Consider the following 22,333-nt stretch of genomic DNA (forward strand, 5'->3'; position numbering starts at 1 on the left):
CCGCCGGTGACGACCCTGTGTCGGTGGTCTGTGATGGGGTGGGCCCGTGAGCGAATCCTCATCCTGGCGCACGCCTCTCGACCCATCACCGCAGGCCGGCCGCGCCGCCTCGGACCAGCTCGACGCGGGCAAGCACCAGCGACCGGGCAGCGACCTCGGCAGGCCCGTCGAGGTGCCCTGGGTCGAGCGGCACGGGACGGGGCTGTGCCTGTCCGGCGGCGGTTACCGGGCCGCGATGTTCCACCTCGGGTCCACGCGACGGCTGGACGAGCTGGGGGTCCTCGGGCGCCTGCGCACCGTGTCGGGCGTGTCGGGCGGCTCGATCATCGCCAACCTGCTCGGCGACCCGCGGCTCGGGTGGCCGCGCGACGGCGCGGGCGGTGAGCGCCTGGAGGGCTTCGAGGAGCTGGTCGCCGGACCGGCGCGGCGGCTGGCCTCGACCAACGTCCGCACGCCGGCGCTTCTGAGCCGCCTGCGGCCCGACCGGTGGCTGGTCCAGGACGGGGCGGTGCGCGCCATGGCCGACGGGTTCGCCCGCGAGATCGGCTGGTGGGCCACGCCGTTGCGCGACCTCGGGGTCGTGGGAGCCGCCACCGTGACCGGGGCCACCGACGTGGCCTACGGGGTGGACTGGCGGTTCTACGACCCCACCGCGGTGCGCCCGGGCGGGTGGATCGGGGACTACCGGCTCGGCTTCGGCCCACCTCCGGCGTGGCTGCGGGTGGCCGACGTGGTGGCGACGTCCTGCGCGTTCCCGCCCGTCTTCGGCCCGTGGCGCCTCGACGGGCGCGGGCTCGACCTGCGCGGCGGGGTCGCGGGACGCGAGCCGTCCTCGACCCGCGAGGCCATCCGCCGCAGCATCCCGCTGTCCGACGGCGGCGTCTACGACAACCTCGGGCTCGAGCCCGTGTGGAAGGACCACGCCGCCGTCCTGGTCTCGGACGGCGGCAACGTCTTTCGCGCCCGCACCACCCGCACGCCGCTGGGCCAGATGCTGCGCACGATGTCCATCGCCTCGGACGGCGGCACGTCGGTGCGGCTGCGCTGGCTGCACTCCTCGATGAGTGCGGGCGAGCTGGCGGGCGCGACCTGGGCGCTGGACGAGGTCGTCGGCTATCCACCCGACGTCGTCGAGCTCGTCAATGCCATCCGCACCGACCTCGACGCCTTCTCGCAGGGGGAGCAGATGGTGCTCGAGCGGCACGGCTACCTCGTGACCGACGCGTTGCTCCGGGAGCACGCGCCCGAGCTGGTCGCCGTGGAGGCGGCACTGGACCCGCCCCACCCCGAGGTGGCCGACCCCGAGGTGGCGCGCCGGATCTTGCGCGGCTCCGACCGGCGCACGCTGCTCGGCCGCCCGCGCAGCACGGCCTGAGCCCCGCCTGGGTCGGGTCTGTGAGGGGTCACAAATGTGCGCGACACGCCGCGTGACGGGGCATTCGTGACCCTTCGGCGTTGCTCGCCCGGGACGTCTAGAAGGGGTAGGTCGCGATCCGGCTCTGCATCGTCACCCACTGCAGGTGGCAGAAGGTCTCGAGGTTGGCCCGGGCGCCGCCGAAGCGGCCGCCGCTGCCGGAGGCCTTGACCCCGCCGAAGGGGATGACCGCCTCGTCGTCCACCGTCTGGTCGTTGATGTGCAGCATCCCGGTCTCGATGCGGTCGGAGAGCTCGTATGCCGCGAGCGCGTCACCCGTGAGGACGCCCACCGACAGGCCGTACTCGCTGGCATTGATCAGGTCGATCGCCTCGTGCACGGACTCGTAGGTCGTGATGGGGGCGACCGGGCCGAAGATCTCGTCGGTGAACGCCGGGCTCTGCGCCGCCACCCCGGACAGGACGGTGGGGCGGTAGAAGAGACCGTCGTAGGTGCCGCCGGCGTCCAGCCGTGCGCCACCGTCGACCGCGCGCGTCACCACGTCGTGGACGCGGTCGCGCTGGCGCTCGTCGATGATCGGGCCGAGCGCGTTGGACGGGTCGGTCGGGTCGCCGACGGTGAGCCGTTCGGCACGTGTCGCGAGCGCGCGGGCATAGTCCTCGGCCAGGGAGGCGGGCACGAGGTGCCGCCCGGTCGTCATGCAGATCTGGCCCTGGTGCAGGAAGGACCCCCACGCCCCGGCCGAGGCAGCGGCCTCGACGTCGGCGTCGGGCAGCACCAGCAGGGCGTTGTTGCCGCCCAGCTCGAGGTGCACCTGCTTGAGCAGGCCGCCGGCGGTCGCGCCGATGCGGCGTCCGACCGCCGTGGAGCCGGTGAACGACAGGCACGGCACGTGCGGGTGGGCCACGATCGCCTCGCCCAGCTCGCCACCGCCCGGCAGGACGTGCAGGAGCCCCGCCGGGAGCCCGGCGTCGGCGAAGAGCTGGGCGAGCGCCATACCGCCGGCGACCGTGGTGCGCGGGTCGGGCTTGAGGACCACGGCGTTGCCGAGGGCGAGGGCCGGCGCGACCGAGCGCATCGACAGGATCGCCGGGAAGTTGAACGGCGACACGACCCCGACGACGCCGTAGGGGACGTAGCGCGCGACCGACAGGCGGGGCTTGGCCGAGCGCAGCACCTCTCCGTAGGGCGCGGCAGCGGTCGCGGCGGCCTCCTGGAGCTCGGCGACGACCAGCCCGACCTCGAAGGCGGCCTTGCCCTGACCGGACCCCGCCTCGCGGACCAGCCACGGCGCCAGCCGGTCCGGGGCGGCTTCGAGCAGCTGAGCGGCCTTGTGCATCACGGCGGCTCGCGCGGGGTAGGGCTGCGCCGCCCACTCGCGCTGGGCGTCGCGGGCCTGCTCCACGGCGCGGTCGAGGTCCTCGGTGGTGGCAGTGCCGACCTGCCCGAGGGTCTCGCCGGTCGCCTTGTCGGTCACGTCTGCCGGACCTCCGGAGCCGTCGATCCAGTCGCCGGACCAGACCTTGCCCTCCCAGGGCGTCGTCGCGCTCGTCATGGTTGCGGTCATCCTCCGATGGGGTGGTTGGGCCAGCCGGTGTAGCACTCGGCGACGTAGGCGCGGCCCTGCTGGGTCGACGTCACCGTCTCGAGCTCGCCCATCTGCCGACGCACGTCGAAGGCGTCGGCGCCGGGCGGGGTGTGCAGCATCTGGGTCATCCAGTAGGAGAAGTTCTGCGAGCGCCACACCCGAGCCAGGGCCCGCGGGCCGTAGGTCTCGAGCACCTCGACGTCCTGGGTGTCGAGCGCCTGCTCGAGCACGTCCGCCAGCACCTTGACGTCGGCGAGCGCCAGGTTGAGGCCCTTGGCGCCGGTGGGCGGCACCGTGTGGGCGGCGTCGCCGGCCAGCACGAGCCGGCCGTGACTCATGGGCTCCTGCACGAAGGAACGGAAGTTGAGCCGGGCCCGCTCGAAGATCGGGCCGGTCTCGAGCTCGAAGCCGTCCCCGGCGACGCGCGCCTGCAGCTCCGACCAGATCTGGTCCTCGCTCCAGGCGTGCACGTCCTCGTCAGGCTCGCACTGGAGGTACATGCGCTGGACGCTGTCGGTGCGCTGGCTGATCAGGGCGAAGCCGCGGCCGGACTGGGCATAGATGAGCTCGGGGGCGCTCATCGGCGCCTCGCACAGGATCCCGAACCACGCGAAGGGGTACTCCTTGCCGTAGATGCGTCGGCGGGCCTCGGGCACCAGCCGTCGGCACTGGCTGCGCGACCCGTCTGCCCCGACGACATAGGTCGCCCGCAGCTCGTGACGCTCACCGCCTGCGTCCGTGAAGCGCACCGTGGGAGAGTCCGTCTCGACGCCGTCGACCTCCACCTCGGTGACCCCGAAGCGCACGTCCCCGCCGTCGCGCTCCCGAGCGTCCGCGAGGTCGATGAAGACGTCCGTCTGCGGATAGAGCCAGACCGAGGCGCCCACCAGCTCCTGGAAGTCGATCCGGTGCCCCTGTCCGTGCAGCCGCAGCTCGACCCCCTCGTGCTCGTAGCCGTCGCGCAGGATCCGGTCGCTGACCCCGTCGAGGAGCATCCGGGCGCTGTCGGCCTCGAGGATGCCCGCGCGGTGGGTGGTCTCGATCTCCTGGCGGGTGCGGGTGTCGATCGCCACCGACTCGACACCTCGCCGGGCGAGCAGGTGGGAGAGCATGAGCCCGGCAGGCCCGGCCCCGACGATCGCGACGGGCGTGGTGCTGACGGTCATGCCTAGCCTCCTGGCTGGTCGTGGGAGCAGTCTGTCACCGGGCGCCGAGCAGCGCTCGCGAGACGACGATCCGCCGGATCTGGTTGGTCCCCTCGTAGATCTGGGTGATCTTGGCGTCGCGCATCATCCGCTCGACGGGGAAGTCCGCGGTGTAGCCCGCTCCACCCAGCACCTGGACCGCGTCCACGGTGATGGACATGGCCGCGTCCGGGGCGAAGCGCTTGGCGGTGGCGCCCGCGACGCTCATGTCGGGGCCGGCGGCCTCGGCCTCCTCCGCGGCGGCGTAGGTCAGCAGGCGCGCGGCGTGCCGCCGCATCTCCATGTCGGCGAGCATGAAGGCCACGCCCTGGAACTCGCCGATCGGTGGACCGAAGTTCGTCTGCGGCGCGTTGTCCGCGATGCGTGCGGCGAGCCCCAGCGCGTGGTCCAGGCCGGCGCCGTCGTCGACGAGGTAGTGCGCGAAGCCCACCGCGTGGCCCTCGACGGCGTCGTAGCGGCGCCCCGTCAGCATCATGTCGACCATGCGGTGTGCGCCGACGAGGCGAGGGACCCGGGCGGAGCCGCCGCCGCCCACGAACAGGCCGCGCTGCCCCTCGGGGAGGGCGTAGAAGGTGGAGCGCTCCACGACGCGCACGTGGGTGGCCGAGGCCAGCTCGAGCCCGCCGCCGACGACCGCGCCCTTGAGCACCGACACGACCGGGACGACCGAGCCCTCGATGGTCTCGAACGCGCGGTGCCACAGGCGTGAGTGGGCGACGCCCGCCAAGGTGTCCCGCTCCGCCATCTCGGCGAGGTCCAGCCCGGCGCAGAAGTGGTCGCCCGCGGCGTCCAGCACGATCGCACGGACCTCGGGGAGCAGATCGGTGAAGATGCGCTCCAGGCCAAGGATGGTGATGTCGGACAATGCATTTCGCTTGGCGGGGCTGCTCAGCGTGATGATGCCGACGGCACCCTCGCGATGCAGCGACAGGGTCTCGGGGACCTCGCAACCATCGTGCACGACACCGGAACTCATGGTCTCTCCCCGTTCTTCGGCGAATGGCAGGGTTCCTGATACTGACACCGTGGCGCCCGGGTGCGCAAGGGTGCGGCGGCGAATTTCGCGCTGCGCGATGAGGTTGAATGGCCGAGTGACACACCGTGATCGTGCGCCGGCGCCGTCATTGCTCTACGTCGTGAAGCAGCTGGAGCTGGTGACGCGGGCCCACCTTGACGCGATCGTCCGCGAGTCGGGAGTCACGGCCTTGCAGTACACCGCCCTGACGGTGCTGGAGCGCCGGGAGGGCATGACCTCGGCCGACCTGGCGCGTCACTCCTTCGTGCGGGCCCAGTCGGCGGCCGACCTGGTCGGTGGTCTGGAGCGGCGCGGCCTCATCCGGCGCGACCCCGACCCGGCCAACCGCCGTCGCCGTCTGATCAGCCTCACCGACGAGGGGCGCGCCCTGCTGCGCCGGCAGGCGGAGCCGGTCGCCGCGCTGGAGGCGCACATGCTCAAGGACCTCGACCCGGACCAGCGCGAGAGCTTTGCCGAGGCCCTGCAGCTGTGTCGCGGCGCCATGAGTGACCTGCCGCTCGACGCCGACTGATTCCGCGGCACCGCGCCCGAGGCGCCGCCGCTGGCGGCTCCCGCCGTCGCCGCGGCGCCGGTCGTCTCGCCCCGCACCACCGAGCCACGTCACGAGCAGGGCACGTTGCCCGACGGCTCCACGTGGGACATCGCGGTCCCCGCGGGGTGGAACGGCGAGATCGTGCTGTTCAGCCACGGCTTCCGCACCGGACCCGCCAACCCCACCGTGGACGCGGGCCTCGCCCCCACCGCTGCGCCCTGCAGGCACGCGGGTATGCCGTGGCGCAGTCGTCATACGCCCGGACCGGGTGGGCACTCGGCAGCGCGGTCCACGACCAGATCGGCGTGCTCGCCGAGTTCCGGGCCCGCGTCGGTGAGCCGCGGCGCACCCTGGCCATGGGACGGTCGATGGGCGGACTGGTGAGCAGCCTGCTCGCGGAGCGCCGGGACGCCGCCATCGACGGGGCGATCAGCACCTGCGGCCGCCGTCAAGGTCGAGCGGGCGGGCTCTGGCGCCCTGCTGGGTCAGGCCTACGGGCAGCGGACGGGGCACTGCACGTTCACCCCTGCCGAGAACGTCGCCGCGGTGCCGGCGATGCGGGAGCGACTCGCCGCCGGACGGTGGGCCCGGGCCGTGAAGCCGCAGTCGCTGCAGCGGGTCGCGGACGCGGCCGACCTCGGCGGCGCGGCGTTCGTGAGCTATCGGGCGGGCGCGTTCGTCAACGACCGGGCCGACCGCGACCCCTACGGCCCGCGCCGCTGGCCTGGGTCGCCCGGCCCTGGCCCTCGGCGAGGTCCGGCCGGCGCGGCGCTCAGACGGAGCGCAGCACCGCCGTGACCTTGCCGAGGATCGTCGCCTGCTTGCCGTCGATGGGCTCGAAGGCGGGGTTGTGGGGGAGCAGCCACGGGTGCCCGAGCTTGCGCTTGAAGGTCTTGACCGTCGCCTCGCCGTCGATCATGGCCGCGACGATGTCGCCGCTGTCGGCGTCGGGCTGCTGGCGCACGACCACCCAGTCGCCGTCGCAGATCGCCGCGTCGACCATGGAGTCACCGACGACCTTGAGCAGGAACAGCTGGCCCTCGCCCACGACCTGGCGGGGGAGCGGGAATACGTCCTCCACCACCTCCTCGGCCGTGATCGGGACACCGGCGGCGATGCGGCCGAGGACCGGCACGTATGACGCCTGGGGCCGCTGGTCACGCACGCCCGTTACGTCGGTGCTGTCGTCGGCGTCGGCGTGGAAGGCCTCGGGCGCCCAGTCGGGGGAGACGACCTCGATGGCGCGCGGGCGGTTGGGGTCGCGTCGCAGCATGCCCTTGCGCTCGAGGGTCTGCAGCTGGTGCGAGACGCTGCTCACGCTGGCGAGACCCACGGCGTCGCCGATCTCGCGGATGCTCGGGGGATAGCCGCGGCGCTCGACCGTGTCGCGGATGAACTCCAGGATCTTGCGCTGGCGGACGGTGAGCCGCTGCCCGCCGTCGCGCTCGGGCAAGGAGGTGACCTTGGCCATCATGCTCGCTCCCTCGGTGGCTGCAGGCCTCTGACCTGCGCTGATGTCGGTCGGAGACCCTCGGGGGCGGGGGTATGTCAGTGGTCGCTGGTTGAGTGTCTCCCGTGGCCACCCAGGCTACCGGGGTCGAAGGCGTGTTTCAAACACTCGTTCGACGCGAGTCTTCACATCGACCCCAGGGATGCTGTACTTTCGTACAAGCGTTCTATCGAACGGATGAGCGAGCCACCTCGGTTCGCCGACAAGGAGGACCCTATGAGTGCAGCTGTTGCGTGGGGCGACACCACCGCACCGGCACGTGTGCCCGGACGTCCCCGACTGCACCTGGTGCCGACCGGTGACGCCGTCCCGGCCCGAGCGCCCCGTCGTCTCCGCTTCACGCGTCGCGGCCGGCTCGCGATGACCATCACCGTGGCTGTGCTCGTCGCCGTCGCGGCGTTCTCCGCCTGGTCCTCGCTGGCCTCGGCGGCCCCGACTGGCGTGCCCGCCCACGTCGTGACGGTCGCGAGCGGCGACACCCTGTCCGAGATCGCTGCTCGCGAGATGCCGGGCGTCCGCACCGACGACGCCGTCCTGCGTCTCGTGGCAGCCAATCACCTGCAGAACGACCAGATCATGACCGGCCAGACGCTGGTCGTCCCGGCTCGCTGATCCGGCCGACCTCGCATCGTTCCGCGGGATCCTTTCCGTCCGCTCGAGCGTTGATCCTCACGAACGGCCCCGACCGATGTCGCGCCACTGGGCATCCGGGCACGTTGCACGTGCCCGCTGCAAGACCCTCGGCGCATCTCGCCGTCGAGCGGACACGGTCGCCTGTCGCAGCAGGCGAGCGGGGCCCACGACCTGCGTCGTGGCGCTCACCATCAGGGGGTGGTGACGCCACGGCGCAACTCTGTCCAGTCAGGCCGATCGTGCCCCGGTGGGCGGCCCGTCAGGAGGAGCCTGTGGCGTCCGGCGAGCTGTCCGGCGGACGACCGTAGGCCTGGCGCAGTGTCTGCACGTAGGTCGCGAAGGCGCTTGCCATGTCGAGCGTCCCGCCCGAGAGCAACCACTGCGTCTGTAGCCCGTCCATCATGGCGAGGGAGGAGCTGGCGACCTGCTCGGTCGGCGTCTCCGGCGCTACCGTGCCCGCGCGCACCCCGAAGGCGAGGTCGTCGACGATGGCCTGGCGCGCCTCTGCGTAGTGGCGCTGGGCCCAGTCGTGAGCCGGGTGGTCTGCGTCAAGCGCCTCGCTGGAGACCGTCACGTAGAGGCGCACGAGCTGCGGCCGTGTGCTGTTGAGCAGGACGAGGCGACCTAGCCGTTCGAGGGCCCGCCACCCCTCCGGCGCACAGGGCTCGAGAGCGATCAGGTCGTCACGGTCGCGCTGGTCGCGCAGAGCGAGGACCTCGGTCAGCAGGGCTTCCTTGTGGGGGAAGTGATGGGTGAGAGCGGTGGGGGACAGGTCCGCCCCCTTGGCGATCTGAGCGAGCGCGGTGGCGCGGAAGCCCTGCCTCGCAAACAGCTCGAGGCTCGCCGCGACGATGCGGGCGCGTGTGGCGGCGCCGTCACTGCCGCGGGGGCGTCCGGGGCCACGACGGACCCGCGTCGCGTCCGTGCTCATGGGCCGACCCTACTCGCTGGCCGGACATGGCCGAAGGCTCTGCGATGTCCGGTCGCGTCCGTGCGGTGAGCGGCACCGACGCCGCCGCACGGTGAGCGTCAGCCCTGGTCGATCAGCTCGTTGCGGCTGGTGCGGACGTCGATGGGCTGGTCGGGCCCGGGGATCTGCACGGTGTCGGCGATGGCGGTCCACGGCCCGCCGTCGACGCTGTACTCCCCGGAGTACGTCGCCGTCACGTTGATCGCGAAGCGACCTGGTTTGGGGTAAGGGTAGGTGACGTCGCCGGTGGGGTAGGGGCCACCCATGCTCGACGTCGGCCCCACCGCGCCCCCGTCCCCGAAGTCGTAGACGTAGCTACGCCCCACCGGGCGGATGCGCACCGCGTGCCCGAGCAGGCCCACGGTGCTGATCTCGCCAGGCTCGAACCCTGCCGGGTCCCAGGCGATCTGGACGTAGGTGGGCAGGGTCACCAGGGTGCGCCCACCCACCGGTTGTACCTCGGCCACGGGCTTGGCGAACGGCGTGGTGTGAAAGGCCTGCACGATCATCGCCTCGGTCAGCACCGGCTGCGGCGGGGCCGCTTGGGCGGGCGCTCCCGGCGCCGCCGGCGCGGCCTGCACGGGGCCCACGGGAGCGGCCGGGTCCGGGATGAACCCCGGCACCGCCGTCTCCCATACGCCCGGCCCGTCCCGAGACAGCAACGGCCGCTGCGGCACGTAAGAGAACGACGGAGGTTCAACTCCAGGCCGCCGGGCGCTAGTCGTCTTCGCCTGCAGGCCGTTACGCTCAGAAACCCCTATTGTGGGGGGCGCGACAACTCGTTTGGGGGAAGGGCGACCGCGATGGGGGTTATTCCCGCGGGTTATCGTGATCGTGCCGGAAATGCGAATGCCCGAACCGGTCGTATCGCCTCCCCAATCCGGGCTAGGCGGGGGCTGACCGGTTGCCGTCAGCGCAGTGACCGTCGCTAGGGCCAAGAACTTCACTGATAGTCCTTGATTTCCGACACTCGCCATCCATTGGCCTGCGCGCTTAGCTCAAACGCCCGCCTTGTGACTGTCGTCTTGCGTGTGGACTGCGTTGTTGCCCCATCCTGAACTGTTGGGGTGGGGGTTTCTTGCACTGTAGCGACGACCACCGTTGCGCCAGTCTGCTTATCCTCGGCCGGCACTGTTTCCGTGACTTCAAGCATTGGGGACGCCACTCGTGCATCGGCGTCTGCCAACCGTTGGGCGTCCTTTTCGAGTTTGGCGCAGGACTTGCAGGTGGGGAGGCTAAGGGCGGAGATCAGGCCGGTCTTCGGTGTCGTCCACGCCACGTTGACCTGGTCGATGAAGTAGCGGGTGAAGGCTTCGGCGCCCTCGGGGGTGTGGGCGCGTGCCGCAGCGGGGATGGCGGGGGTCGCGGCGGTGGTCGTCGCCGGGGAGGACGGCGCCGCTGGCGCCGTGGTCGGTGTCGCCGACGTCGGGGGCGTCGTCGCCGACCCCGCGGTCGTGCCCGACGCCGTCGGCGGCAGCTCGTGGGTGGCGGTGGTCCTGGCGCTCGTGGTGGCGCCCGAGCAGCCGGTCAGCAGCCCCGCGGCGGTCAGAGCGGCGGCGGTCAGGAGACGTCCGTGTCCACGCATGGCGTCGAGCCTAGACGTGCGGCGAGGTCGCCTGCTTCCGTCATACAGGCGTCTGTGGATAACCCGCGATCAGCGGCGGTCGCGGGTCATGACCGACACCGCATAGACCATGAACCCCGCCGCCACGAACATCAGCAGGCCGCGCACCAGGCCGCCGCTGCGGATCATCAGGGCGATCGCGAAGCACAGGAGGCCGACGACGAGTGGGGTGAGGGCGCGACGATCCATGGGTCGAGCCTAGACCTCTGAGCCACCACCAGATCGTGGGTGCGCGGTGGGGCCGCACGGCGTTCGACCTGCCGTCACGCACAGTGATGACGGCGACACGATGGGTTGAACACGCCGTGTGACCTGGGGCGACACGTCAGCTGGGTGACGTGTTTGATCGTTGGGGCAGAGCGGGCATAGGATCACTACATCTAGTGGTTACACCGATGTAAGTCGTCCACATCTAGTCCCCAGGACGGGGTCGGTTAGCCACAGGTTGTCAACACGTCATCCACAGCCGCATCCACAGGCGTCCGTCGACCAGGGGAGGAGCCTAGCCGTGCACTGCCCGTTCTGCCGCAACACCGACAGCCGCGTCATCGACAGCCGCACGACCGACGACGGCTCGGCCATCCGTCGCCGTCGTCAGTGCCCGGCGTGCCAGCGCCGCTTCACCACGGTGGAGTCCGCGAGCCTGACCGTGATCAAGCGGTCCGGTGCCAGCGAGCCCTTCAGCCGCGCCAAGATCCAGGACGGCGTGAGCAAGGCCTGCCAGGGTCGGCCGGTGAGCGAGGACGACCTGGCCAGGCTGGCCCAGCGGGTGGAGGAGACGATCCGCTCGCAGGGCCACGCGGAGATCGATGCCCACGAGGTGGGCCTGGCCATCCTCGGCCCGTTGCGCGAGCTCGACGAGGTCGCCTACCTGCGCTTCGCCAGTGTCTACCAGGCCTTCGACTCCCTCGAGGACTTCGAGGCGGCGATCACCCTCCTCCGGGCAGAGCACCCGCCCACCGGGGAGGAGCCCGCCGCGGTGGGTCCACCCAGCCCGCCGCGCACGACCTAGCAGGTCAGCAGGGGTCTGTCAGTGGTCGCCCTCAGACTGCCCGTATGACGACCGACCCCCTCATCACGACATCTCCACATCCCCGCCGAGACACCTGACGGGGACACCCAGGCACGACATACAGCCAGTAATCCCAGGGAACGGAAGGCACAGCACCATGACCGAGACCGTCGGCGCTCGCTCCGCAGCACGCAAGTCGGCCAAGAAGGGCCTCACCATCGAGCGCATCTTCACCACGCCCGGCGTGCACCCCTACGACGACGTGACCTGGGAGAAGCGCGACGTCGTCCAGACGAACTGGAAGACCGGCGAGACGATCTTCGAGCAGCATGGCGTCGAGTTCCCCGACTTCTGGTCGGTCAACGCCTCCACCATCGTCACCACCAAGTACTTCCGCGGCGCCGTCGGCACCGACAAGCGCGAGCAGGGGCTCAAGCAGCTCATCGACCGCGTCGTGCTGACGTACGCCAAGGCCGGCAAGGACAACGGCTACTTCGCCACGCCCGAGGACGCCGAGATCTTCGAGCACGAGCTGACCTACGCCCTGGTGCACCAGGTGTTCAGCTTCAACTCGCCGGTGTGGTTCAACGTCGGCACGGCCAGCCCCCAGCAGGTCAGCGCCTGCTTCATCCTGTCCGTCGACGACTCGATGGACTCGATCCTCAACTGGTACAAGGAGGAGGGGTTCATCTTCAAGGGCGGCTCCGGCGCCGGCCTCAACCTCTCGCGCATCCGCTCCTCCAAGGAGCTGCTGTCCTCCGGCGGCACCGCGTCCGGGCCCGTCTCCTTCATGCGCGGCGCCGACGCCTCCGCCGGCACCATCAAGTCCGGCGGCGCCACCCGCCGCGCGGCCAAGATGGTCGTGCTCGACATCGACCACCCCGACATCGAGGAGTTCGTCGAGACCAAGGCGCGCGAGGAGGACAAGATCCGCGCGCTGCGCGACGCCGGCTTCGACATGGACCTCGGCGGGCGCGACATCGTCTCGGTGCAGTACCAGAACGCCAACAACTCCGTCCGCGTCACGGACGAGTTCATGAAGGCCGTCGAGGAGGGCACCGACTTCGGTCTGCGCGCCCGCATGACCGGCGAGGTGATCGAGCGCATCGACGCCCGCTCCTTGATGAAGAAGGTCGCCAAGGCCGCCTGGGAGTGCGCCGACCCGGGCATCCAGTACGACGACACGATCAACGCCTGGCACACCAACCCCGAGACCGGCCGGATCACCGCGTCCAACCCCTGCTCGGAGTACATGTCGCTGGACAACTCCTCCTGCAACCTCGCGTCGCTCAACCTGCTGAAGTTCCTGCGCGACGACGACACCTTCGACGCCGAGACCTTCCAGAAGGTCGCCGAGCTCGTCATCACCGCGATGGACATCTCCATCTGCTTCGCGGACTTCCCGACCGAGTCCATCGGCGAGACCACCCGCGACTACCGCCAGCTCGGCATCGGCTACGCCAACCTCGGCGCCCTGCTGATGGCGACGGGCCACGGCTACGACTCCGAGGGTGGCCGAGCCCTCGCTGCCGCCATCACCTCGCTGCTCACCGGCGCGTCCTACAAGCGCTCCGCCGAGCTCGCCGCCGTGGTCGGGCCGTATGCCGGCTACGCCCGCAACGCCGACGCCCACAAGCGCGTCATGGCCCAGCACCGCGACGCCAACGCCGCCGTCACGACCCTGGACCAGATGGACTCCTCCATCCACGCCCTGGCCACCCAGGCGTGGGACGACGTCCTCACGCTCGGCGACAAGAACGGCTTCCGCAACGCTCAGGCGTCGGTCCTCGCCCCCACGGGCACCATCGGCTTCATGATGGACTGCGACACCACCGGCATCGAGCCGGACTTCTCGCTGGTCAAGTTCAAGAAGCTCGTCGGCGGCGGCTCCATGCAGATCGTCAACCTCACGATCCCGCGCGCCCTCAAGAAGCTCGGCTACCAGGACGAGTCGATCGAGGCGATCGTCGAGTACATCGCCGAGCACGGCCACGTCATCGACGCCCCCGGCCTCAAGACCGAGCACTACGAGGTCTTCGACTGCGCCATGGGCGCCCGCGCCATCTCCCCCATGGGTCACGTCCGGATGATGGCGGCCTGCCAGCCGTTCCTCTCCGGCGCCATCTCCAAGACCGTCAACCTCCCCGAGTCCGCCACGGTCGAGGAGATCGAGGACGTCTACCTCCAGGGTTGGAAGCTCGGCCTCAAGGCGCTCGCCGTCTACCGCGACAACTGCAAGGTCGGCCAGCCCCTCTCGGACGCCAAGAAGAAGGTCGAGGAGCGCGTCGAGGAGAAGGCCGCCGAGCTCGTCGAGTCCGGCGAGGCCAAGGTCGTCGAGAAGGTCGTCTACCGGCCCACCCGTCGTCGCCTGCCCAAGCGTCGCTCGTCCCAGACGACCTCCTTCACGGTCGGCGGCGCCGAGGGATACCTGACGGCCGGCGCCTACCCCGACGGTGGCCTGGGTGAGCTCTTCCTGAAGTTCGGCAAGCAGGGATCCACGCTGGCCGGCGTGATGGACGCCTTCTCCATCGCCATCTCGGTGGGCCTGCAGTACGGCGTCCCGCTCGAGACCTACGTCGACAAGTTCACCAACCAGCGCTTCGAGCCGGCCGGCCTCACCGACGACCCGGACGTGCGGATGTCGCAGTCGATCATGGACTACGTCTTCCGCCGCCTGGCCCTGGATTACCTGGACTTCGACACCCGCTCGATGATGGGCATCTACTCCGCCGAGGAGCGCGCCCGCCAGCTCGAGACCGGGTCCTACGAGCCGGTGGGCGACGACAGCGAGGAGGAGTACGACGAGGAGATCCAGCAGGACGTCGCCACCTCCAAGACGCCGCAGGAGAAGGCCCGTGAGGCTGGGGAGCGCTTCGGCTCCTCCCCGCCCCGCCCGGCCGAGGTGAAGTCCGGCGCCGGCGCCGCCGACGCCCGCGAGGTCTCCCAGGAGATCCACTCCTCCGCCGATCTCATGGAGAAGCTCCAAGGCATGGCCTCCGACGCGCCGATCTGCATGACCTGCGGCACCAAGATGCGCCCCGCCGGGTCCTGCTACGTGTGCGAGGGCTGCGGCAGCACCTCCGGCTGCAGCTGAGCCACCCCCGCGTCTGCGTGACGAGTCCGGTTGAGCCCCTCAGGGATTCGCCCCTGCGGGGCTCAACCGCGTCAGCTCGGCGACCCGGGGCCGGGGCGGCCGCGGGGTCGGGCTACTGGTCGGCCTCTCCCAGGTCGAGCGCCAGTCGACCCCAGCGACCCGAGTGGTCAGGGGGTAGGGGATAGCCGTCAGCCGTGATCCGTGCTGCCCAGCCCTCGGGAATCCACGCGCCCTGCTCGAGCTGAGGGTGCCGCGGATGTCGGACGCGGGCCCACATCGTGAGGATCAACTCGGCCCAGTCACTGTCCACGATCCACTGCACGGGCCCATTCGTGGAGTTGCCCGACATCCAGAGGCGCCCTGGTCCGACAAGCTGGGCTGACGTCACGGCACCCCACCCCCACGGCAACAAGCCTCGCCGAGACTGGAGGTAGAAGCCGAAGTCAGAGACGTGGACGAGCCCATCGTCCACGGGGCACCACCGCGGCATCTGCCGCCGCACGACGGCGAGAGCGGTTGCCCACTGCGCGTCCGATCACCACCCCCGCTGTGAGGGCGGCGCCATAGCGACCGGACGCGAAGAAGAAGCCCGCGTCATGGACGTAGGTGCCGTCCCCGATGCTCATGAACTCGTGCAGGGCGAAAGGGCCGGTCGCCATCACCTTCTCCTCGGGAGAGAGCGCGCCCGGGAACGTCGTGGGGACGTGTGGCACCTCGTGAAACCGGCCGGAGTCGACCAGGTCGTTGATGCAAACCGTGCGCCAGATCGCCGCGTCGTGCTGGGACGTGTGTGGCATCGCAACTCCCTCCCTGGCTGCGACTCTAGCCCTTGGTGGGGGGGGTGTGCACAGGGTGGCGACGACCAGGTAGAGGTGGTTAGGTATACCTAACTAACTGGAGGTCATGCCCATGGTTCAGTACGGCGTGCTTGAGCGCACCACCGCCGCGGCCTACGCCGCCGCCTATGCGACGACGACGGCGATGCCGCCACGGCGCGCCTTCTATCCCCAGCTCGAGGCGCAGGTGACTGCCCTGCAGCAGCTGTCACCGGCCTTCCGCCGCGTCACGATCACCGCGGGCGGGCTCGCGGACCTCACGCTCACCGGGCCAGACGAGTACCTCGGGCTGTTCCTGCCGCAGCCCGCCGGCAACCTGCACCTGCCGGCCAACATGCTCAACCCGCGAACCGCCCTGGCCGCGATGCCCGAGCCGCTGCGGCCGGACCTGCGGTGGTACACCATCCGCGCCCACCGCCCCGAGCGCGCCGAGATCGACGTCGACATCGTGTGCACCGGTCACGACGGCCCGGGCTCGCGGTGGATCCGGTCGGTCTGCGTCGGGGACGAGGTCGGTCTGCGGATCCAGGCGGCGCCATACGGCAGTGCTCCACCCACCGGTCACCACCTGCTGCTCGCCGACGAGACCGGCCTGCCCGGCCAGCTCGCCATCCTCGACGCGTATGCCGACGATCCCGGCCGCCGCTTCACTGCCGTGGTCGAGGTGCCGACCGAGGGCTTCCTGCACGACGAGGTCCGGGAGGCCGGTGTGCACGTCGTCTACCGCGGAGAGGGCGAGCCGGGGTCCGCGATGCTGCCGGCGCTGCGCGCGTGCGGGATTGCCGACGTCGACTATGCCTGGGCGTGCGCCGAGGCGGCCACCGTCGCCGCGGTGCGCCGTCATCTGGTCAGGGAGCGTGACGTGCCGCGGCGCCGCGTCATGGCCAGCGGCTTCTGGAAGGTCGGTCAGGCCCGGCTCTGACCGGCCCACCCCCACGCGACGAGATCTGACCAGTGGGCGGGGTTGGGGGCGCGATAGGTGACCAGCCGAGAACGCTCACCTCGCCGAGGAGCGGCCCGCGGTCGAGTCCCAGCAGGTCACCGAGAAGGCCAAGCCGCTGCGCTCGGCCGCGATGATCGCCTCGATCGCCGACCCCGGCGTCCCCACCACCTCGGCGCCGCTCGGCCATGCGCTGAACGCGCTGGCGGCGCAGGACGAGCGGATCGTCGGGCTGACCGCCGACCTCGGCAAGTGCACCGACAGGCACGTCTTCGCCAAGGAGAACCCCACCCGGTCCTTCGAGATGGAGATGGCCGAGCAGGTCATGATGATGGCCGCCGCCGGTATGGCGGGGGTCGGCCTGGTGCCGTTCGCCTCGACCTACTCCGTGTTCGCGACGCGACGGGCCTGTGACTTCATCTGCCTGGACATGGCCGAGCCCAACCTCGACGTCAACCTGGTGTGCGCGCTGCCCGGGCTCACCACCGGCTACGGCCCCTCGCACCAGGCGACCGAGGACGTCGCCATCCTGCGCGGGATGCCGGGCCTGACCATCGTCGACCCGTGCGACGCCGTCGACATCGAGCAGGCGGTGCCCCAGCTGGCCCCGGCCCGGGCCGAGCTACACCCGGCTGCTGCGCGGGCAGGTGTCGCGGATCCTCGACCAGTACGACTACACCTTCGAGCTGGGCCGGGCGAAGGTCGTGCGCCCGGGTCCTCGACCGACGACGAGCTGGAGTGCCTGCTCGACGCGGCGATCGCCGCCTCGACGCAGTGGGAGTCCTGGAGGCGAGCGTCTGGGGCCGGATGTGGGTCAGCTGCTCGCGAGCCGGAACGCGACATGCTGTGGACAAGACAGCCCTGCGACGGGTCAACGGCGTCTGATCCTGCCGTTTCCCCACGCCGCGACACCACCCGTGCCTACCCTGCCCCCAAGGGACGGGCGCGAGGGGGAGCGATGACGGCTCGGGCGATGCCGCAGGATCCGCAGCACGACACCGCGAGCGAGCGGGAGGTGTGGGAGCGGCTGGTCCGAGACCTGCCCGACGACGCGGTGGTCCTGTCCGGGCTGCGGCTCACGGACGACACCAAGGACCACGAGGCGGACCTCGTGCTGCTGCTGCCCGACGAAGGTGTCGTGGTGGTCGAGGTCAAGGGAGGCAGCTGCTCGCTCGACGGCCAGGGCCGGTGGTGGACGACCTCGGGTCACGGCCGTCGACGGATCCACCCCGTCGATCAGGCTCGTCAGACCCGTTACGCCATCAGGGACTTCGTCGAGCACGACCCACGGTGGCGCGACTCGTCGCGCACCCGGATCCGGTGGAGCCACACCGTGGTCATGCCCTACACGTCGATCGACGACGACTTCGCGACTCCGGACTGCCCGCGGTGGCTCATCCACGGCCGTCAGGATCTGGGCGGCCTGGCAGATCGGTTGCGCGCCATACCTGCTCGTGACTCCGGGCACCGTGCGCCCTCGTCCGCCGAGATCGACCTGATCGTCGAGATCCTGCGCGGGAGAAGGCTCCCCGTCGAGGACGTCACCGCCGACGCGGACGAACGCGCCTCTCGCGCAGACCGGCTCACGGTCGAGCAGGCCACGCTGCTCGGCGTGACGCGGCTGCTCAGCCGGGTCGAGGTGAGCGGAGGAGCGGGCAGCGGCAAGACCGTCCTGGCGCTGGCCCAGGCCAAGGACCTGACCCGCGGACGTGAGGACCGGCCACCCCAGCGGGTCGCGCTGCTGTGCTACTCCATCGGTCTGGCCGAGTACTTCCGCCGTGAGCTGAAAGGCTTGAGCCGCAAGAAGACTCCCGCGTTCGTCGGCACCTTCGAGGAGCTCGGGCGGTCCTGGGGCGCCGAGGGCGGCACCCGCCAGGACAGCGACTTCTGGGAGCGTCGCCTGCCTGACCGTATGGCGGAGCTGGCCGCCGCACTGCCGGACGAGGAGAGGTTCGACGCCGTCATCGTCGACGAGGCGCAGGACTTCGCAGACGGGTGGTGGCGGCCGCTGATGAACGCCCTGCGCGACGAGGACTCCGGCGGTCTCTACGTCTACACCGACGAGAACCAGCGGGTGTTCGCCCGATTCGGGCGCCCGCCGGTGCCGCTCGTGCCGCTGGTGCTCGACCACAACCTGCGCAACACCCGCCAGATCGCCGACGTCTTCGCGCCCCTCACGCCGATGCGGATGCGGCCCATGGGCGGGGACGGGCCCGCGGTCCGGCTCGTCGCCTGCGCCGCCGACGAGGCGATCGGACGCGCCGACGACGTGGTGGAGGAGCTCCTCGACCGGGGCTGGCGCCAGCAGGACGTCGCCCTCATCACGACCGGCTCACGGCACCCGGTGCAGCTGGAGCGCTTCGACGAGGTGGACCCCCAGGCCTACTGGCGGTCGTTCTGGGAGGACGACGACGTCTTCTACGGCCATGTCCTGGGCTGCAAGGGTCTGGAGCGTCGCGTCGTGGTGCTGTGCGTCAACGAGCACGAGCCCCGCGACCGCGCCAAGGAAAAGCTCTACGTCGGGCTGTCCCGTGCCACCGACGAGCTGGTGGTCGTCGGGGACCCCGAGGTCATCCGTCGCACGGCTGGAGACCCGGTCCTCGACCGCCTGCTCGCGCCCTGACCTGAACGCAGGCGCTGCAGGCACTGCAAGCACCCCAGGCACCGACCACGCCGCCGGAGTCGGCAGGCGTCCGCGGAGGCGCATAGGGTCGCCGCACGGGCGACGGCCAACTGACGGCGGACCTGCTGCTCGAGCTGGACCAGTGGGCCGGGCGCAAGCACAAGGCCTATCACGGGCGCCTGCTGGAGCGGCTCGTCGACCTGCGAGAGCCCTGCCAGGGGTTGGGCCCCCCGTCGCGAGCGATCACCTCAAGGTGGCCTCGCTCCTGGTGCTCGACAAGGTGGATCGCGTTGATCCTGACCGAGTCGCGCTGCTGGAGAGGGTGATCCATGAGTCCATGGGCGAGAAGCCCATGGTGCCTGCATGATTCGGGCAGGTGGATCCGGACCTGCTCTACGACTCGGTCGGACGGCGCGAGCCCACGGGCCAGCTCAGCCTCGTGGACCTGCTGCGGGATGAGCAGGACCACGGCCACACTCGTGAGCACGCCCACACCACTGGCGTTGCGTGAGCGTGGACTCGCCGTTGCCCGTCGACCCGCGGGCCGATCCTGATGCTCCTCGGCGGGTTGCCGGCGTTCGGGCTGCTGCTGTGGCGCTACCTGCGAAGCCCGCGCACCGCCTGAGCGTCCACGATCCGCCTGATCGTCGCGCGATAGGCCACCCAGGCGACGGCCGCCGTCACGGGGTCGAGCGCTCGCGGCAGACCTGCCACGCTGATCCGTTGCCGCCATCGCAGCTCGGTCGCAGCTCGCCCACCGGGCAGCTCCAGGGCGCACGCCGTCGCGTCGATCGCGCCACGAACGACCTTGCCACGCTTGACGATCCGGCAGCGCCAGGGCCCGTCGCCCTCCGGCGTGGACACCGCGACGGTCTCCATGTCGTCGTCGAACCCCCACGGCCCGACCGCAGTTCGCGCTCGGACCCGGGCGCCCGCGACGTCCAGTCGTCCACGGCGAGCGGACGACGTCACCACGGTGAGGGGGATCACGGCCGTATGACGAGGGGCCGACCACAGGCGGCGCCATACCTCCGCCCGGTCGAGGGGCAGCCGCAGGGTGATGACGAGCTCAGCCATGACGTCAGTGCCCCGCCAGGACGCGGATGGGCAACGGCATCGCGCCGTCCCGCTTGACCCGCGTGGTGTCGTAGAACAGGCGAACGCCCTCGTCGCCGCGGACGAGCAGGGCCCGGCCGCCCATGAGGCGCAGCGGGATCCGCGCGACGGAGCGGGGATCGACGTGGCGCAGCTCGCGCCACCACGCCTCCGAGAAGCCGTAGCCACGTCGCAGGAAGTCCAGGCTCCGGTCGGTGCGGGTCGGCTCGCTGCTGGCCATCGTGCTCTCCTCCACGGATCGGTCACTCGCTGTCCGTGGCCGCACATACCCAGGCCCAGGGCTGCGAACCGTGTCCTTGGAGTCCTGACGGGAGCGCCAAGTCCGCCCGGAGGCTGAGAACCACAGCCGGACCGGAGATCGTCATTGACGTCCACCTGACGCTGATTATCCGCCGGCGCTCCGACCGGTTGCTGGAACCGACGAGCGGATATGGCCAGTCGGCTGCCCTGGTGTCTGTGACACTGAGGTTTTCTCACCAGCGGCCTCGGGTCATGGTGGCGATGACGAGTGTGGCGGCGTAGAGCGCGCCGATGTGGGCGGGGTCGAGGGTGATTGGCGTAGGTTCCGGTACTACTTGAGGATGGCGTTGGCGCGTTCGGCGGGCGCGCGGAGCGCGCGCTGCATCCGGGTGTAGGACGGGTTGCCGGGTTCGACCGGCGAGGTCCAGATCGGGAAGCCGGTGTGGTCGGTGAGGACCTGGATGTTTCCGCCGTGGGCGTGGTGCTTGCCCGAGTACCAGGCGTCATAGCCCTTGGTGCTGGTGGAGCGGGAGCAGCAGCGGGTGGTGTGGATGAGGGTGCCGTCCAGGCAGACGAACGGTGCGGCGGTGTCCAGCTGGTCGGCCAGGACGTCCTCAAGGGTCGGGGCGCGGTCGGCGACGACGTCGATGGCCTCGTGCAGGTATCGGTACGCGGTGGCCAGGGACAGGCCGTGGTCTGCGGCGAGGCGGTGCATACGGGTCGCCTTGATCAGCCATCGCGGGACCAGCACGGCTTGGGTCCAGCACGTCGCGGCCCGCTGCCGCGGGCGCGCGTCACGGACCCGGCGGTGGGCCCACAGCCACGTCGACACGCGACGCACGACGAATAACAGGACGGGCAGGGTGGCACGATAGGACAGCACGCGGGGCTCGGTTCGGGCGAAGGGACAGAGGTGAAACCGAGCCTGGCCACCGGGCCCCGCCTTCTCTCGTCCGACACGCCGTCGCCGCAGGTCACAGACCCACAGCGTCTACAACCCGCCGAACCTGGTGGGAAAACCTCAATCAGGCACCCTTCTTGTCAGAGCTTGATGTCGACGCCTCCTGAGAAGGCTGAGTCGTGAAGGACGAGCTTGGTCAACTTCGTTCCCTTCGGCACGTCGAAGAAGAGGTTTCCCTGCACTGCGTTGCCGGGGTTGATGTTCTCCATCCAAACACTCTGGGTGTTGTTCGCGGATGCATCAGTGACGGAGGCCATGGAGTTGGCGCTGTACTCGGACTCTCCGGCGAAGGCCTTTTGGGAGTCCGCGAACATCATCTGAGGAGCCTTGTCCTTGTTCCTGACGCGGAGGGTCACGCGGCAGAACTCTCCCTGGGCCTTCTCGGCCATGAAGTCCGGGCCCACCGAGGCGATCCCACACTTGACGGACTTCACCGTGAACTCGAACTTGCCATCGTTGGCCGGCGTTCCGATGCCGGCGGTCGGCGCCTCTGCAGCCGGGGCCTCCTGCGTCTGAGTCACAGCCGGGGCAGCGGATGTCTTGGCCGGGTTGGCCGCTGCCTTGGCCGCGACCGCTGCGGAGGAGGGGGTCGTCATGCTCGACGACGCAGGCTCCTTGCCGCCCCCCATCGCTGACCCGAATGCGCCGAGCAGGACGACGGCCATGGCACCCGTGAGGATCTTGTGCCTCACGAACCAATTCCTCTGGGGTGCGGGGCTGCTGGCCGGGTTGGGGGTCAGGGCGGGGTCAGTCATTCGGCGTCCTCGACGAAGAAGTGGAAGGCTCACCGATGGGGAGCCTGACTGAACATAACCGCTGGGTAACTGCGTGGCAAACGTCCCGGCCCCGACGGTGTCCAGCCCCGGTCAGGGATGGCTAGTTCTGGTGGAGCGGTTGGGCATAGTCCCGGGATTCGTTGGATCGATACAAGGCCTAGGCGCGGGGGGGTCAAGTGGGTGGAGCGAGGGGTCTGTATCGCCAGGCATCCCTGTCTCGCGAATGACGCAGATCACCTGGATCTTGTCGGCTTGAATTCAC

General features: G+C 70.5%; 21 protein-coding genes and 2 pseudogenes. 10 read left to right on the forward strand and 13 right to left on the reverse strand.

Features of this window, described 5'->3' with window-relative positions:
- Positions 1-46: 46 nt before the first annotated feature.
- Positions 47-1,375 carry a patatin-like phospholipase family protein gene (locus tag GGG17_RS06610; RefSeq protein ID WP_154592967.1) on the forward strand — a complete coding sequence of 443 codons (1,329 nt, stop codon included), beginning with the start codon at positions 47-49 and terminating at the stop codon, positions 1,373-1,375.
- Positions 1,376-1,472: 97 nt separating this feature from the next.
- Here GGG17_RS06610 and GGG17_RS06615 read toward each other — a convergent pair whose 3' ends face one another.
- The 3 genes from GGG17_RS06615 to GGG17_RS06625 are packed head-to-tail and all read right to left on the reverse strand — an operon-like array spanning position 1,473 to position 5,144.
- Positions 1,473-2,930: an aldehyde dehydrogenase family protein gene (locus GGG17_RS06615; RefSeq protein ID WP_154592968.1), complete on the reverse strand. Its 1,458-nt coding sequence runs from the start codon at positions 2,928-2,930 to the stop codon at positions 1,473-1,475.
- An 8-nt stretch (positions 2,931-2,938) separates the two neighbouring features.
- Positions 2,939-4,129, reverse strand: coding sequence for a 4-hydroxybenzoate 3-monooxygenase (locus GGG17_RS06620; RefSeq protein ID WP_154592969.1), 1,191 nt, complete (start codon positions 4,127-4,129; stop codon positions 2,939-2,941).
- 34 nt (positions 4,130-4,163) lie between these two features.
- Positions 4,164-5,144, reverse strand: coding sequence for a crotonase/enoyl-CoA hydratase family protein (locus tag GGG17_RS06625; protein ID WP_154592970.1), 981 nt, complete (start codon positions 5,142-5,144; stop codon positions 4,164-4,166).
- A 160-nt stretch (positions 5,145-5,304) separates the two neighbouring features.
- On the opposite strand from GGG17_RS06625, the gene GGG17_RS06630 reads away from it, so the two are divergent.
- Positions 5,305-5,715, forward strand: a complete 411-nt coding sequence (locus GGG17_RS06630; protein WP_311966482.1) for a MarR family winged helix-turn-helix transcriptional regulator — start codon at positions 5,305-5,307, stop codon at positions 5,713-5,715.
- 576 nt (positions 5,716-6,291) lie between these two features.
- Positions 6,292-6,534, forward strand: a complete 243-nt coding sequence (locus tag GGG17_RS06635; RefSeq protein ID WP_154592972.1) for a hypothetical protein — start codon at positions 6,292-6,294, stop codon at positions 6,532-6,534.
- Here the strand turns inward: GGG17_RS06635 and lexA are convergent.
- Positions 6,509-7,207 (reverse strand): transcriptional repressor LexA, encoded by a 699-nt coding sequence (lexA, locus tag GGG17_RS06640; RefSeq protein ID WP_154593076.1) that lies wholly within the window; start codon positions 7,205-7,207, stop codon positions 6,509-6,511. The genes GGG17_RS06635 and lexA overlap by 26 nt on opposite strands.
- 255 nt (positions 7,208-7,462) lie before the next feature.
- Between lexA and GGG17_RS06645 the strand changes: the two genes are divergently transcribed.
- The gene (locus GGG17_RS06645) at positions 7,463-7,858 is read left to right on the forward strand and encodes a LysM peptidoglycan-binding domain-containing protein (RefSeq protein WP_195849144.1); all 396 of its coding nucleotides are present in this window, start codon (positions 7,463-7,465) and stop codon (positions 7,856-7,858) included.
- A gap of 280 nt (positions 7,859-8,138) precedes the next feature.
- Here the strand turns inward: GGG17_RS06645 and GGG17_RS06650 are convergent, their stop codons facing one another.
- The 4 genes from GGG17_RS06650 to GGG17_RS06665 form a co-directional block, all read right to left on the reverse strand.
- Positions 8,139-8,810 carry a TetR/AcrR family transcriptional regulator gene (locus GGG17_RS06650; RefSeq protein WP_154592974.1) on the reverse strand — a complete coding sequence of 224 codons (672 nt, stop codon included), beginning with the start codon at positions 8,808-8,810 and terminating at the stop codon, positions 8,139-8,141.
- Between the two features lie 98 nt (positions 8,811-8,908).
- Positions 8,909-9,472 carry a hypothetical protein gene (locus GGG17_RS06655; RefSeq protein WP_154592975.1) on the reverse strand — a complete coding sequence of 188 codons (564 nt, stop codon included), beginning with the start codon at positions 9,470-9,472 and terminating at the stop codon, positions 8,909-8,911.
- 320 nt (positions 9,473-9,792) lie between these two features.
- On the reverse strand, positions 9,793-10,434 hold the full coding sequence (locus GGG17_RS06660; RefSeq protein ID WP_154592976.1) for a DUF6318 family protein: 642 nt from the start codon (positions 10,432-10,434) through the stop codon (positions 9,793-9,795).
- Positions 10,435-10,503: 69 nt separating this feature from the next.
- Positions 10,504-10,662: a hypothetical protein gene (locus GGG17_RS06665; protein ID WP_154592977.1), complete on the reverse strand. Its 159-nt coding sequence runs from the start codon at positions 10,660-10,662 to the stop codon at positions 10,504-10,506.
- A 319-nt stretch (positions 10,663-10,981) separates the two neighbouring features.
- Between GGG17_RS06665 and nrdR the strand changes: the two genes are divergently transcribed.
- A complete protein-coding gene (nrdR, locus tag GGG17_RS06670; protein ID WP_288799863.1) occupies positions 10,982-11,485 on the forward strand; it encodes a transcriptional regulator NrdR in 504 nt (167 codons plus the stop codon).
- Positions 11,486-11,642: 157 nt separating this feature from the next.
- On the forward strand, positions 11,643-14,579 hold the full coding sequence (locus tag GGG17_RS06675; RefSeq protein ID WP_154592979.1) for a vitamin B12-dependent ribonucleotide reductase: 2,937 nt from the start codon (positions 11,643-11,645) through the stop codon (positions 14,577-14,579).
- A gap of 443 nt (positions 14,580-15,022) precedes the next feature.
- Here GGG17_RS06675 and GGG17_RS06680 read toward each other — a convergent pair whose 3' ends face one another.
- A complete protein-coding gene (locus GGG17_RS06680) occupies positions 15,023-15,376 on the reverse strand; it encodes a hypothetical protein (RefSeq protein WP_154592980.1) in 354 nt (117 codons plus the stop codon).
- Between the two features lie 112 nt (positions 15,377-15,488).
- On the opposite strand from GGG17_RS06680, the gene GGG17_RS06685 reads away from it, so the two are divergent.
- From GGG17_RS06685 to GGG17_RS16870, 4 genes and pseudogenes are all read left to right on the forward strand, one after another.
- Positions 15,489-16,337, forward strand: a complete 849-nt coding sequence (locus GGG17_RS06685; protein ID WP_195849145.1) for a siderophore-interacting protein — start codon at positions 15,489-15,491, stop codon at positions 16,335-16,337.
- A gap of 151 nt (positions 16,338-16,488) precedes the next feature.
- Positions 16,489-17,071 (forward strand): annotated as a pseudogene (locus tag GGG17_RS06690) (transketolase family protein); the annotation flags it as partial.
- A gap of 257 nt (positions 17,072-17,328) precedes the next feature.
- Positions 17,329-18,978 carry an NERD domain-containing protein gene (locus tag GGG17_RS06695; RefSeq protein WP_230082779.1) on the forward strand — a complete coding sequence of 550 codons (1,650 nt, stop codon included), beginning with the start codon at positions 17,329-17,331 and terminating at the stop codon, positions 18,976-18,978.
- 376 nt (positions 18,979-19,354) lie between these two features.
- Positions 19,355-19,489 carry a hypothetical protein gene (locus GGG17_RS16870; RefSeq protein WP_283809770.1) on the forward strand — a complete coding sequence of 45 codons (135 nt, stop codon included), beginning with the start codon at positions 19,355-19,357 and terminating at the stop codon, positions 19,487-19,489.
- Positions 19,490-19,575: 86 nt separating this feature from the next.
- Here the strand turns inward: GGG17_RS16870 and GGG17_RS06700 are convergent, their stop codons facing one another.
- The 4 genes and pseudogenes from GGG17_RS06700 to GGG17_RS06715 all read right to left on the reverse strand — a co-directional run bounded on the left by GGG17_RS06700 (position 19,576) and on the right by GGG17_RS06715 (position 21,987).
- Positions 19,576-20,055 (reverse strand): hypothetical protein, encoded by a 480-nt coding sequence (locus GGG17_RS06700; protein ID WP_154592983.1) that lies wholly within the window; start codon positions 20,053-20,055, stop codon positions 19,576-19,578.
- 4 nt (positions 20,056-20,059) lie between these two features.
- Positions 20,060-20,314, reverse strand: a complete 255-nt coding sequence (locus tag GGG17_RS06705) for a hypothetical protein (RefSeq protein WP_154592984.1) — start codon at positions 20,312-20,314, stop codon at positions 20,060-20,062.
- 253 nt (positions 20,315-20,567) lie between these two features.
- Positions 20,568-21,217 (reverse strand): annotated as a pseudogene (locus GGG17_RS06710) (transposase).
- Between the two features lie 158 nt (positions 21,218-21,375).
- Positions 21,376-21,987, reverse strand: a complete 612-nt coding sequence (locus tag GGG17_RS06715; RefSeq protein ID WP_195849146.1) for a DUF4352 domain-containing protein — start codon at positions 21,985-21,987, stop codon at positions 21,376-21,378.
- Positions 21,988-22,333 lie beyond the last annotated feature (346 nt).

The organism is Arsenicicoccus cauae (assembly GCF_009707125.1).
GTDB lineage: Bacteria > Actinomycetota > Actinomycetes > Actinomycetales > Dermatophilaceae > Arsenicicoccus > Arsenicicoccus cauae.